This is a genomic window from Mesorhizobium sp. W050, from assembly GCF_054719535.1.
The window spans coordinates 1,009,469-1,021,401 of the sequence record NZ_JBTTIH010000001.1; the positions used below are offsets into that span (position 1 = coordinate 1,009,469).

10 protein-coding genes and 1 pseudogene are annotated in these 11,933 nt (G+C 61.8%); 10 read left to right on the forward strand and 1 reads right to left on the reverse strand.

Annotated features, from left to right (window positions below; translation table 11 throughout):
* Window positions 1-25: 25 nt before the first annotated feature.
* The 5 genes from ACYG9Y_RS04870 (at window position 26) to ACYG9Y_RS04890 (ending at window position 5,181) form a co-directional block, all read left to right on the forward strand.
* Window positions 26-1,567: a sugar ABC transporter ATP-binding protein gene (locus ACYG9Y_RS04870; protein WP_050592974.1), complete on the forward strand. Its 1,542-nt coding sequence runs from the start codon at window positions 26-28 to the stop codon at window positions 1,565-1,567.
* A 20-nt stretch (window positions 1,568-1,587) separates the two neighbouring features.
* A complete protein-coding gene (locus tag ACYG9Y_RS04875) occupies window positions 1,588-2,643 on the forward strand; it encodes an ABC transporter permease (protein ID WP_023716367.1) in 1,056 nt (351 codons plus the stop codon).
* Between the two features lie 28 nt (window positions 2,644-2,671).
* Window positions 2,672-3,607, forward strand: a complete 936-nt coding sequence (locus tag ACYG9Y_RS04880) for an SMP-30/gluconolactonase/LRE family protein (protein ID WP_023716368.1) — start codon at window positions 2,672-2,674, stop codon at window positions 3,605-3,607.
* Window positions 3,608-3,709: 102 nt separating this feature from the next.
* Complete coding sequence (locus ACYG9Y_RS04885) at window positions 3,710-4,786, forward strand: ABC transporter substrate-binding protein (RefSeq protein ID WP_373432856.1); 1,077 nt, start codon at window positions 3,710-3,712, stop codon at window positions 4,784-4,786.
* Between the two features lie 62 nt (window positions 4,787-4,848).
* The gene (locus ACYG9Y_RS04890) at window positions 4,849-5,181 is read left to right on the forward strand and encodes a hypothetical protein (RefSeq protein ID WP_023716370.1); all 333 of its coding nucleotides are present in this window, start codon (window positions 4,849-4,851) and stop codon (window positions 5,179-5,181) included.
* 349 nt (window positions 5,182-5,530) lie between these two features.
* On the opposite strand, the pseudogene ACYG9Y_RS04895 reads toward ACYG9Y_RS04890, so the two are convergent.
* Window positions 5,531-5,886: pseudogene (locus ACYG9Y_RS04895) on the reverse strand (tyrosine-type recombinase/integrase); the annotation flags it as partial.
* Window positions 5,887-7,232: 1,346 nt separating this feature from the next.
* On the opposite strand from ACYG9Y_RS04895, the gene ACYG9Y_RS04900 reads away from it, so the two are divergent.
* The 5 genes from ACYG9Y_RS04900 (at window position 7,233) to ACYG9Y_RS04920 (ending at window position 11,926) form a co-directional block, all read left to right on the forward strand.
* On the forward strand, window positions 7,233-7,850 hold the full coding sequence (locus ACYG9Y_RS04900; protein WP_023739628.1) for a cupin domain-containing protein: 618 nt from the start codon (window positions 7,233-7,235) through the stop codon (window positions 7,848-7,850).
* 141 nt (window positions 7,851-7,991) lie between these two features.
* Window positions 7,992-8,933, forward strand: a complete 942-nt coding sequence (locus ACYG9Y_RS04905; protein ID WP_023739627.1) for an ABC transporter substrate-binding protein — start codon at window positions 7,992-7,994, stop codon at window positions 8,931-8,933.
* A gap of 95 nt (window positions 8,934-9,028) precedes the next feature.
* A complete protein-coding gene (locus ACYG9Y_RS04910; RefSeq protein ID WP_444849049.1) occupies window positions 9,029-9,829 on the forward strand; it encodes an ATP-binding cassette domain-containing protein in 801 nt (266 codons plus the stop codon).
* Window positions 9,826-10,836, forward strand: a complete 1,011-nt coding sequence (locus ACYG9Y_RS04915; protein ID WP_023672472.1) for an ABC transporter permease — start codon at window positions 9,826-9,828, stop codon at window positions 10,834-10,836. Before ACYG9Y_RS04910 ends, ACYG9Y_RS04915 begins: the two co-directional genes overlap by 4 nt.
* Window position 10,837: 1 nt before the next feature.
* Window positions 10,838-11,926, forward strand: coding sequence for a phosphotriesterase family protein (locus ACYG9Y_RS04920; protein WP_023739625.1), 1,089 nt, complete (start codon window positions 10,838-10,840; stop codon window positions 11,924-11,926).
* The last annotated feature ends 7 nt before the right edge of the window (window positions 11,927-11,933 follow it).

Here is an 11,933-nt window from a genome sequence, read left to right on the forward strand (position 1 = left end):
TTTCGTCGTCGCTTGACGCTTAGAAATGTTATCGATAACATCATTGGGGCGATCTTGGGAGGAACGCATTGTGACCGAGGAAAAACTGATCGAGTTCAAGTCGATTACCAAGGAGTTCGGCGGCACCCGCGCGATCTCCGACGTGTCGCTCGATCTGCACAAGGGCGAGATCCTGGCGCTGCTTGGCGAGAACGGCGCCGGCAAGTCGACACTGATCAAGACGCTCGCCGGCATCCACCGGCCGGACGGCGGCAGCATCCTGTTTCGCGGCGAGCCCTATCACCATCGTCCGCCGCAGCCGAACCACCGCCAGCCCGTCGCCTTCATCCATCAGGATCTCGGTCTCATCGAATGGATGACGGTCGGCGAGAATGTCGGCTTGGCCCAAGGCTTTTCGCTCCGCTCGGGGCTCATCGACTGGCGATCGACCGAGGCGAGAGCGCGTGAGGCGCTCAAGCTGGTCGGATGCGATTTCGATCCGACGACACGCGTTCAGGATCTGACGCGCACCGAAAAGTCGCTGGTTGCCATCGCCCGCGCCCTGGCCACCGAGGCCGATGTGCTGGTGCTCGACGAGCCGACAGCCAGTCTTCCCGCTGACGAAGTCGAGCGGCTGTTCGACGCCATCCGCCCGCTCAAGCAACGCGGTGTCGGTATGATCTACGTTTCGCATCGGCTCGACGAGATCTTCCGCATCGCCGACCGGGTCGCCGTGCTGCGCGACGGCAGGCTGGTCGGCCAGAAGAGAGTCGCCGATACCAGCCCGGACGAACTTGTCGAGATGATCGTTGGTCGCCCGGTGAACCAGGTTTTCAGCAAGGCTCAGACGCAGGCCGGCGAAACGGTGTGCACGGTCCGTGACCTGGTCTGCGCCGGTGCCGGCCCTGTCTCTTTCGACGTGCGCAAGGGTGAGCTGCTCGGTCTGGTCGGCCTTCGCGGCGCCGGGCAGGAACTGGTTGGTCGGACGCTGTTCGGGTGTCAGGTTTTCTCCGGCTCGGTGACGATCAATGGCGTTGTGCCCGACCTGTCGAGCCCGATCGCGGCAATGTCGGCCGGCGTCGGCCTCATCGCACGCGACCGGACCGAGGAATCGATAGCAGCCTCCTTGTCGATCCGCGAAAACAGTTTTCTCAATCCCGGCGCCGGTAAGCGTGGCCTGTTCTCGTTTTTGGCGCCCTACAAGGAGGCGGCGCTGGCGCGTGAGATCGGCGGGACGGTCGGGCTTCGCCCCAACGATCCTAACCTGCCGATCGAAGCACTGTCCGGCGGCAACCAGCAGAAGGTGATTGTCGGCCGCTGGCTGCACACCGACCGAAAGTTGCTGATCGCCGAAGACCCGACCGCCGGCGTCGACGTCGGCGCCAAGGCCGAGATCTACCGGCTGATCGGCCGCGCACTTGAAGCCGGCCTCGCCGTCGTCGTGGTGTCGACCGATTTCGAGGAGATCGCCCATATCTGCCACCGCGCCCTGGTGTTTTCACGCGGACAGATCGTGCGCGAACTCACCAGCAACGACCTGACCACATCCGCCGTGATCACCGCGGCATCGGCTTCGGAAGCCGCCTGATCTTTCTGGGAGCGAACCTCATGCAATCGATCGAATCCAGCGCACTCGAACCGACCCGTGGCGAAATGGCAGGCTTGTCGTTGGGGCAGAAAATCATCCGGCTGCTGCCGGTCTACGGGCTGGTGATCCTGACGGCGCTGCTGATCCTTTTGTTTTCGATCCTGCTGCCAAACACCTTTCCAACCCTGCTCAATTTGCGCTCGATCATCTCCGACAAAGCAATCATCGCGCTGCTGTCGCTGGCGGCGATGATCCCGATGGCTTCTGGCCGCATCGACCTCACCGTTGGCTACGGCATCGTGCTGTGGCACATTCTCGCCATCAGCCTGCAGACCATGTTCGGCGTTCCGTGGCCGCTGGCGGTGATCATCGTGCTGCTTCTCGGCGCTGCGACCGGCTTCCTCAACGGACTACTGGTCGAAGTTGCCCGCATCGACTCTTTCATCGCCACGCTCGGCACCGGCACCGTGCTCTATGCGCTGGCGCTCTGGCACACCGGCGGCCGGCAAGTGGTCGGCGTGCTGCCCAACGGCTTTTACGCCCTCAATGGCACGATGGTATTCGGGCTGCCTATCACCGGCCTTTATGTGCTGGCGATCGCCGCAGCACTCTGGATCATCCTCGAATATCTGCCGATCGGCCGCTACGTCTATGCCATCGGCGCCAACCCGAAGGCTGCGGCTCTGAACGGCATTCCGGTGCGCCGCTTCGTCATCGGTGCCTTCATCTCGTCGGGCTTCCTGACGGCGCTGACAGGCGTGCTGCTCGCCTCTAAGCTGCGCATCGGCCAGGCCAGCGTCGGGCTGGAATATCTGCTGCCGGCGCTCGTCGGCGCCTTTCTCGGTTCGACCACCATCAAGCCCGGACGCGTCAATGTCTGGGGCACGATGACCGGCGTTGTCATCCTGGCGGTCGGCATTTCCGGCATCCAGCAGTTCGGTGGCTCGTTCTTCGTCGAACCGCTGTTCAACGGCGTGACGCTGCTCGTCGCCATCGGCATTGCCGGTTACGCCCAACGCAAGCGCGGCGCGGCGAACAGGGCCAGGACCAAGACCGCAACGCAGCCCTCGAAGTGACCAGCCGAACCCATCCGGGAATAGTGGAATGAGCGACTACGAGATTCTGGACGACCGGTTCCGAAAGCTGACGATCGGGCATGCCAAGCTCGAACGGCTGTGGACCGGGAGCCGCTGGGCGGAAGGACCGGTCTATGTTCCGGCGGCAAGGCATTTGCTGTGGTCGGATATCCCGAACGACCGGTTGCTGCGCTACGACGAAAGCGACGGCTCGGTCAGTGTCTTCGAAACCCATTGCAACAATCAGAACGGCCATACGCTCGATCGTGAAGGCCGCGTCGTCGCTTGCGACCATCGCGGTCGACGCATCTCCCGGCTTGAGCATGATGGGCGATGGCAGTCGCTTGTCGAAGTCATCGACGGCAAGCGGTTCAATTCACCGAATGACGTGGTGGTCAAATCCGATGGGACGATCTGGTTCACCGACCCCGTGTACGGCATCGACAGCCACTATGAAGGCATGATTGCCCGACCAGAGATCGGCGGGTCCCATGTCTACCGGTTCAACGAAGCAACCTGCGAGGTGGGTGTCGTCATCACTGATCTGGTGCAGCCGAACGGGCTGGCCTTTTCGCCCGACGAGACCATCCTCTACGTGTCGGATACTGGCGCAAGCCATGTTCAGGGCCTGCCGCGGGCGATCAAGACCTATGATGTCGCCGCGGACGGACGCTCGCTGCGGTCGCACGGCACGCTCGCCGAATGCGAGGCAGGATTTTTCGACGGCTTCCGCGTCGATCGCGATGGCAACATCTGGGCCTCCAGTGCCGATGCGGTTCGCGTCTACGCGCCGGACGGGACGCTGATCGGGCGCATCCTGGTTCCCGAAATCGTCTCCAATTTGTGCTTCGGCGGTCCGAAGCGCAACCGGCTCTACATCACCGCCCAGACGTCGCTTTATTCCATCTATGTCAACGCGCATCCAGCCGGTTTGGGCCCGGTGGCTGGGCAAATCAGCCAGTGACTTGGCGCCCGAAATCGAGTTCCGGAAGACCAGACAATTTTTGAAACCAAGGGAGGTACCAACATGCAACGCAGAACATTTCTAAAATCATCCATCGCCTTGATGGCCATCACAATCGCTGCTCCGGTCCTGTTCGCCGGCCAGGCACGGGCGGACGCGATGGCCGACGCCATGGCGGTGGTCGAAAAATATGCCCAGAAGGTCACCGCCTGGGACGGCCCGGCCACCGGTCCGAAGGCCCAGCCGGGCAAGACGATCGTCGTGCTCGCCGGCGACCTCAAGAATGGCGGCATTCTGGGCGTCACCACCGGCGTCGAGGAAGCCGCCAAGGCGATTGGCTGGGAGGTCAAGGTGATCGACGGCGCCGGCTCGATCGGTGGCCGCACCGCCGCCTTCGGCCAGGCGATGGCTCTGAAGCCGAATGGCATCGTCATCAACGGTTTCGACGCCATTGAGCAGGCGCCGGCGCTGGAACAGGCGAAGGCCGCCGGAATCCCGCTGGTTTCCTGGCATGCCGGACCGGTGATCGGACCCGACGAAAAGAGCGGCGTGTTCGCCAACGTCTCGACCGACGCCATGCAGGTCTCGACGGCTGCGGCCGACTGGGCCTATGCCGACGCCAAGGGCAAACCCGGCGTCGTCATCTTCACCGATTCGACCTACGCCATAGCCATCGCCAAGGCCGACAAGATGAAGGCCGAAATCGAGCGGCTCGGCGGCAAGGTGCTCGAATATGTCGACACCCCGATCGCCGAGACCTCGCAGCGCATGCCGCAGCTGACCACCTCGCTCTTGCAGAAATACGGCGATGCCTGGACGCATTCGCTGGCGATTAACGACCTCTATTTCGACTTCATGGGACCATCGCTTGCCGCTGCCGGCAAGGCCGGCACCGACGCGCCGATCAATGTAGCCGCCGGCGACGGTTCGGAATCGGCCTATCAGCGCATCCGCGCCGGGCAGTTCCAGAAGGTCACGGTCGCCGAACCGCTCAACTTGCAGGGCTGGCAATTGGTTGACGAGCTGAACCGCGCCATCGCCGGTGAAAAATGGTCGGGCTATCTGTCGCCGCTGCATGTGGTGACGGCCGACAATGTCGAGTTCGACGGCGGCCCGAAGAACGCCTTCGACCCGGAGAATGGCTACCGCGATCAGTACAAGAAAATCTGGGGCAAATAGGCCACCGAGGAGGGCGCATCACCGATGCGCCCTCATCCATGCAGACAATCAGGAACTTCAACATGATCATCCGCTACGCCCTCTTCGAAGGTGAAATCCATGCCGGGCGTGAGAACGAATTCCGGCACTTTGTCAAGGAGAAGCTGGTGCCGCTGTGGACGCAATTTCCCGGGGCGCAAGAGGTTCGCGTCCTGGATGGTACCGCGCGTGACGAGGGTGCTCCCGTCTACGCAATGGCTCTCGCCATTCGCTATCCCGACATGGACACCTGCAACCGGGCGCTTCAGTCGGATGTGAGATTTCAAAGCCGCGACGTGACGGGGGAATTGCTGAAGATGTTCACTGGGCGCGTTCATCATCATGTCTTCGAGGCAAATGAGTATCCAACCGGCTAGATCGAGCACGGCGACGTCTCTGCCAGATCTCGCAAACGCCCCCGGCATCTACATCGCCAGAACGTTCAAGTTGAAGCGCCGTTCTGTTTGGATTTCCCTGTTGGGCCACGATCATTTCGCTGTTAGCCCGCGCAGGGAATCCCTTACTAAGGCATTGAATCTGCGCCGAGATTCCGGCGCAAATTCGCCTTGAGCGCGGAAAATCGCCGAAATTCGCTGTTTTTCGGCGGCTAACAGGGAAAATCAGACAGAGACTGGTTCGCCAATGACTGCCAGCACCACCATTGTTATGGAGTGATTCGCCACGAGGTTCGCCGACAGGTTCGCCAAGCATCGGCTTGCGCGTGACCAGCCGCACGACTCGATCCATCCCCGGGACCGCCAGCCGCACCTGCGATGCCTCGCACGAATAGAGCTCCGCATGATCGATATCGTCGTGACCGAGACGTCCATCATCTGCCTGGTGAAGGCCTCGGCCTTCGCCAGATAAACACCGAGCGATTTCCTCAAACCATGCAGGGTAAGGCCGTTCGGAAGACCGGCAAGCTTGCACCAATGCGCCATCATTCCAGTCAAGGACTTGGCGGAGAAGGGCTCCCCATAGGCGTTGACCAAGACGGTCTCCCCGCGCCTGTCAGCCGCATCCAGGATCTCGGACAGCATCGGCGTGATTGGCACGAAAAGCCGTTTGCCGCCGGTTCCCCTTGTTCTTGGCCTGGACGATATCAAACCCCGTCGAAGTGCGCTCGATCTTGGAACCCCGGATCAGGATCGGCCGAATCGAACAGCTCAACGACGACTTTGAATTCATCGGCGTGACGCTGTCTCAAAAGGCCGATCGGATCGCACTGCGAGAAATGCGCCGGCACCTCAGCGTCAAGAACGGCGTGATCTGCATGAGCAAGGACTGGGACAGCCCCTCATGTGGGCGCACTACGCAGGCAGCCATAAGGGTATAGTCCTCGGCTTCGACGTGCCTGAAAAGGCACTCTATGATGTCGACTATGTGAAAAAGCGTCCGACGCTCACTGACATGGGCCTCAACATTCTGGATGAAATCACCCCCGAAGACATCAAACGTCTAATCCGGACAAAGGCCGATGGGTGGCCTATGAGCAAGAATATCGCGCCTACGTCGCGCTCAAAGACGGTGTCGAGGTCAATTGTGAGATGCACTATTTCATGCCCTTCTCGGAGAACATAAGCTGCGCGCGGTGATCGTGGGCTCACGCTACAAAGGCAGGCGGACCGAAATGGTGGCGGCCGTCAACGATCCGAGCGTCGACGTCTACATGGCGCGCGGATCGCTCGAGGAATTCAGGTGGTGCGACAGAACCAAGAGAGCATGTGGCCCTGACCATTACGGGTTGGGCGGCGTAGCTTTGGTGTCGCTGCTAAGGGCGGCGATGGTGTTGTTCAGCCGACGCAGCCTTCTATCCTATCGTTTCCTAGTACCTGCTCGTGCGGATCGCATGGAGGTCAAACACCATATACTCGGCCGGTTGGCAAAAGTGATGCGCCACGTCGTAGTCGCGCGCAAGTGCATCGACCATCTTGGGCGTTGGCTCGATCGCGAAGGTCCTTGGTACGGCAGAAGCGAGGTCATAATCGGGCCGATCAAAAACACGCGCGCATGGCGCACGCAGTCGGCGTCGAGATCGAGGTCGGCGAGCGCGGCCTCGCCGGTTTCCGACTGCATGAGACATTGCAGGTCGTAGTAATGGCCCGCTGCCCTGACGGCCGCAGTTCGCTGCGTCGGTCCCCAGCGGCGCGGTCAGTGAGCGATCACCACTTTGTCCCGGAAGGTTGGGGTCGCCTCGATCATGGTGTGCGGTACTGCGAGATCAACGCCTGCGTTGTCCTAACTTCTGCGGCATGCATCGGGCAGTTACTCGCAAATGCGCCGAACGCGTCGTAGCGTTTAGTGGGGGATGATGGTTTTGAAAAGGCCCACCGACGATTGGATGCATCGTCCGTTTTTCACAGGATGGACAACGCCTGGGATCGGTTTTACGAGTCAGCCCAACCAGCGGAGATGTTCGCGTCCCCAAATGAACAAGATGGACACCCAACACAGCAAGGGCGGCGACGAGCGCTCGACCGCCACCAGCCTTCTGCGGCTCGGCATACGGTTGAAACTCTCCCGGCAGACGCGTGGGCTGACCTTGAAGGCGCTAGCTGCCGCCGCGAACTGCTCTGAAAGCCTGCTTTCCAAGGTCGAGAACGGCAAGGTCTCGCCCTCGCTTCCCATGCTGCACCGGCTTGTCGAGGTGCTTGGCACCAACATTGGCTGGATGTTCGAGGAATCCGATGGTGAGGAAGGCATCGTCTTTCGGGCTGGATCGCGGCCGTTGATCGCGCTCGATCCGCTTCGGCGCGGCGAAGGCATTTCGCTCGAGCGCGTCATTCCGTATTCGCCCGGCCATCTCCTGCAGTGCAACATCCATCACATCGAGGCGGGAGGTGAGAGCGCCGGCCCGATCCAGCACGCTGGCGAGGAAGTCGGCTACCTCCTGGAAGGTGCGATCGAATTGATGGTCGGCGAAAAGACGTTTCGCCTGTCGGCCGGCGATTCCTTCGTCTTCAATTCCGAACTGCCGCACTGGTACCGCAATGTCGGCGACGAACGCGCCAGCATTTTCTGGGTGAACACGCCGGCAACATTCTGATCGGGCGAGCCCCTCATTTCTCTTCGTTGATGCCAATTCAAGTCACTTGACAAGAAATCAAGCATCTTGAAATATGCTCTGCGCTCAGGCGCCACGTGAGCCCGATCAAGGGCCTTTTCGAGAAAACCAAGGGGAACCGGAATGCGTCTTACCAAGATCCTTTCAGGCTGCGCCGCAGCCATCGCCATGACCCTCGCCCTCGGCTCTGCTTCCGCCATGGCCGAGACCTATGCGCTGGTGACCATCAACCAGCAGGCCCTGTTCTTCAACCAGATCAATGACGGCGCAACGGCTGCCGCAAAGGCTGCCGGCGTGGACCTCGTCATCTTCAACGCCAACAATGTACCAAGCGCGCAGAACGACGCCATCGAGAACTACATCACCCAGAAGGTCGACGGCATCATTCTCGTCGCCATCGATGTCAACGGTGTGAAGCCGGCCATCACCGCGGCCAAAGCCGCCGGCATTCCGGTCATCGCCATTGACGCGCAGATCCCAAATGGCGACAACGTCGCCTTCGTCGGCGTTGACAACACGAAGGCAGGCGAGGATATCGGCAAGTTCTACGCCGAATACGTGAAGACTAAGCTGAGCGGCACCGCCAAGATCGGCGTCGTTGGCGCGCTCAATTCGTTTATCCAGAACCAGCGCCTCGACGGCTTCAAGAAGGCTGTCACCGACAGCGGCCAGAAGGTCACCTTCCTCGACACGGTCGACGGCCAGAACGTCCAGGACGTCGCCCTGTCCGCCTCCGAAAACCTGATGACCGCCAATCCTGACATGACGACGCTTTACGCGACCGGCGAGCCGGCTCTGCTCGGCGCGGTTTCCGCCGTCTCCAGCCAGGTCCGTACGGGCGACGTCAAGGTGTTCGGCTGGGACCTGACCAAGTCGGCGGTGCAGGGTCTCGAAGAGGGCTGGGTGGTCGCTGTCGTCCAGCAGGATCCGGCCGGTGAAGGCAAGGCTGCCATCGAAGCTTTCGTCAAGCTCAAGAAGGGCGAGAAGATCGACCCGATCATCAACGTTCCGATCACCATCGTGACCAAGGAAAATGTCGGCCAGTTCAAGGACATGTTCAAGTAGTATCCTCCCCGGACCGCTGGGCTGCGCATTGACCCGAGGGTTGCCTGCGCGGCCCGGCGACCGATTGAACATGTCGCGCCCAGAGAATTGGAACCATGATGAGCGATGGCGAGACCTACCGCGTCAGGATGACCGGTATTTCCAAACGGTACGGCCCTATCCAGACGCTGGACGATGTCTCGCTGAACCTGAAGCCTGGCGAAGTGCTCGGTCTGGTCGGCGACAATGGCGCCGGCAAATCCACCTTGAGCAAGGTCCTGTCCGGTGCGGTCATTCCTGATGCCGGCACCATCGAGATCGATGGCAAGGCGGCGTCTTTCTCGTCGCCGGCCGATGCCCGCGCCGCGCGGGTGGAGATGGTCTACCAGGACCTTTCGCTCTGCGACACGGTGGATGTGGCGGGCAATCTCTTCCTCGGCCGCGAGCCGCGTCGCCGCGTTCTCGGCGTCCCCTTTCTCGACAACAAGCGCATGCATGGCGAGACGCGCCAGATGCTCGACCGGCTCGGCATCGTCATTGCCGATACCAGGCTCAAGGTCGAAAACCTCTCCGGTGGCCAGCGCCAGTCGATCGCCATCGGCCGCGCCGCTTCCTTCGATCCGTCGGTGCTGATCATGGACGAGCCGACGGCCGCCCTTGCGGTGGCGGAAGTCGAGGCGGTTCTGGAACTCATCCGCGCCGTCAGCGCCCGTGGTGTCAGCGTCATCCTCATCACCCATCGCCTGCAGGATCTGTTCCTGGTCTGCGGTCGTATCCAGGTCATGTACGAAGGCCGCAATGTCGCCGAGCGCAAGATCGGCGAGACCAGCATCGAGGAGGTCGTCAACCTGATCGTCGGCCGCAAATTCACCGCGCGCTCGGCCCGCGCAAGCCGCGATGAGGGGGTCCAACCATGAACGTTACCTCCGCCGGTGTTGGCGCCTCGCCCAAACGCGCTCACAACAGCACGTGGAAGGATGTGGCGTTCGCCAATGGCAGCGTCGTCTCGATTGCGCTGTTCTTCATCGTCGTCTGCGCGGTCTTCTCGCTGATCACCGGTTCCTTCCTGACGACGCCCAATCTGCTCAACATCGCGCGCCAGTCGGCGCCGCTGCTGATCGTTGCGGCCGCGATGACCTTCGTCATCACCACCGGCGGCATCGACCTCTCGGTCGGCTCCGTGCTGGCGCTGACGGCAACGCTGTCGGCGGTTTTCCTGCAGGCCGACCTGCCATGGCCGCTGGTCGTCATCGCCATGCTGGCGCTTGGTGCTGCGATCGGCGCCTTGCACGGCTTCTTCATCGCCTACGAGCGGATACCGCCCTTCATCGTCACCCTTGCCGGGCTCTCCGTCATCCGCGGCGTGGCGTTGCTGATCACCGGCGGCTATTCGATCCCGGTCGAACCGACCAGCTTCTTCGTCAACATCGGCAGGGCCTGGTTTCTCGGCGTGCCGGTACCGGCGCTGCTCGCCCTTGTCGTGCTGATCATTGCCTATCTCGCCTTCAACCAGACGCCGTTCGGCCGCTATGTCACCGGCATCGGCGCCAATACAGAGGCCGTGCGCCGAGCCGGTGTCGATACGCGCTTCATGACGCTCTTCGTCTACATCCTGTCGGGCATGGCGGCGGCGGTGGCCGGCATCATCCTCGCCGCCCGGCTCGGTTCCGGCTCGTCGAATGCCGGCCAGGGTTTCGAGCTCGATGTCATCGCCGCCGTGGTGCTTGGGGGCACCAGTCTGTTCGGCGGGCGCGGTACGATCATCGGCACTGTGCTCGGCGCGTTGACCGTCGCGGTCATCGGCAACGGCTTGATCCTGGCGCACATGTCCCCATTCCTGACGCCGATCGTTACCGGCACAATCATCCTCGTTGCCATCTGGCTGAATTTCCGCCTGTTCAAGGGCGCAACGCGGAGCCGCTGACATGGATCATCTGTTCGACGACAAGCCAAGGGAACGGGCGCCGATCGGTGTTCGCTCCGGCACGGTGATGACCGTCACCGGCCCGGTTGCGATCGCCGATATGGGCGTGACGCTGATGCACGAGCATATCCTGCTCGATGGCGCGACATCGTGGAAATGCCCTTGCCATCCCGACGAGAAAAAGATCGCCGAGCAGCCGGTCAGCATGGAGATCATCGGCGAGTTGCGGATGAACCCCTACATGAACCGCGACAACGTCTCGCTCGACGACAGCGACCTGGCGCTGTCAGAACTGGCGAAGTACCGGGCGCTCGGCGGCCATACCGTGGTCGATGCAACCAATATCGGCATTGGCCGCGATCCGGCGAAGCTGGCGCGCATTGCCCGCGCGTCGGGACTGCGCATCGTCATGGGCACTGGCTTCTACCTGCAGCACACCCATCCCGGCTGGCTGAAAGCGATGGACGTCGACGATGTCACCGAATTCCTCGTCAATGATGTCGGCGGCGGGTCGGCGCAGCCCGAAATCATTGCCGGCATCATCGGCGAGGTTGGCGTCAGCAAGGATTTTACCGACGAGGAGCGCAAGTCGCTGCGGGCCTCCGCTCGTGCGGCCAAGATGACCGGCGTGCCGCTGACGATCCATCTGCCCGGCTGGGAGCGGCTGGCGCATGATGTGCTTGACGTGGTCGAGACAGAAGGCGCCGATCTCCGGCATACGGTGCTTTGCCACATGAACCCCAGCCACAACGATCTTGCCTACCAGCAAAGCCTCGCCGCGCGTGGCGCCTTCCTGGAATACGACATGATCGGCATGGATTTCTACTATGCCGACCAGGATGCGCAGTCGCCGTCCGACGAGCAGAATGCGCGGGCGATCCGCTCGCTGATCGATATGGGACTGCTCGACAGGATTCTGCTGTCGCAGGACGTCTTTCTCAAGATCATGCTGACCCGCTTCGGCGGTTTCGGCTACGGCTTCATCCTCAAGCATTTCGTGCCGAGACTGAAACGCCATGGTGTCGAGCAGTCGGCAATCGACACGATGCTCATCGACAATCCAAAGACTGTGTTCGCCGAGGGCCTCTGAGCCGCGG

Excerpts from the sequence above, each read along its gene's own strand:
- ACYG9Y_RS04910 (WP_444849049.1), top strand. The coding sequence starts at position 9,029 with ATGATGAGCGATGGCGAGACCTACCGCGTCAGGATGACCGGTATTTCC.
- ACYG9Y_RS04905 (WP_023739627.1), top strand. The coding sequence starts at position 7,992 with ATGCGTCTTACCAAGATCCTTTCAGGCTGCGCCGCAGCCATCGCCATG.
- ACYG9Y_RS04870 (WP_050592974.1), top strand. The coding sequence starts at position 26 with ATGTTATCGATAACATCATTGGGGCGATCTTGGGAGGAACGCATTGTG.
- ACYG9Y_RS04915 (WP_023672472.1), top strand. The coding sequence starts at position 9,826 with ATGAACGTTACCTCCGCCGGTGTTGGCGCCTCGCCCAAACGCGCTCAC.
- ACYG9Y_RS04920 (WP_023739625.1), top strand. The coding sequence starts at position 10,838 with ATGGATCATCTGTTCGACGACAAGCCAAGGGAACGGGCGCCGATCGGT.
- ACYG9Y_RS04880 (WP_023716368.1), top strand. The coding sequence starts at position 2,672 with ATGAGCGACTACGAGATTCTGGACGACCGGTTCCGAAAGCTGACGATC.
- ACYG9Y_RS04875 (WP_023716367.1), top strand. The coding sequence starts at position 1,588 with ATGCAATCGATCGAATCCAGCGCACTCGAACCGACCCGTGGCGAAATG.
- ACYG9Y_RS04900 (WP_023739628.1), top strand. The coding sequence starts at position 7,233 with ATGAACAAGATGGACACCCAACACAGCAAGGGCGGCGACGAGCGCTCG.
- ACYG9Y_RS04890 (WP_023716370.1), top strand. The coding sequence starts at position 4,849 with ATGATCATCCGCTACGCCCTCTTCGAAGGTGAAATCCATGCCGGGCGT.
- ACYG9Y_RS04885 (WP_373432856.1), top strand. The coding sequence starts at position 3,710 with ATGGCCATCACAATCGCTGCTCCGGTCCTGTTCGCCGGCCAGGCACGG.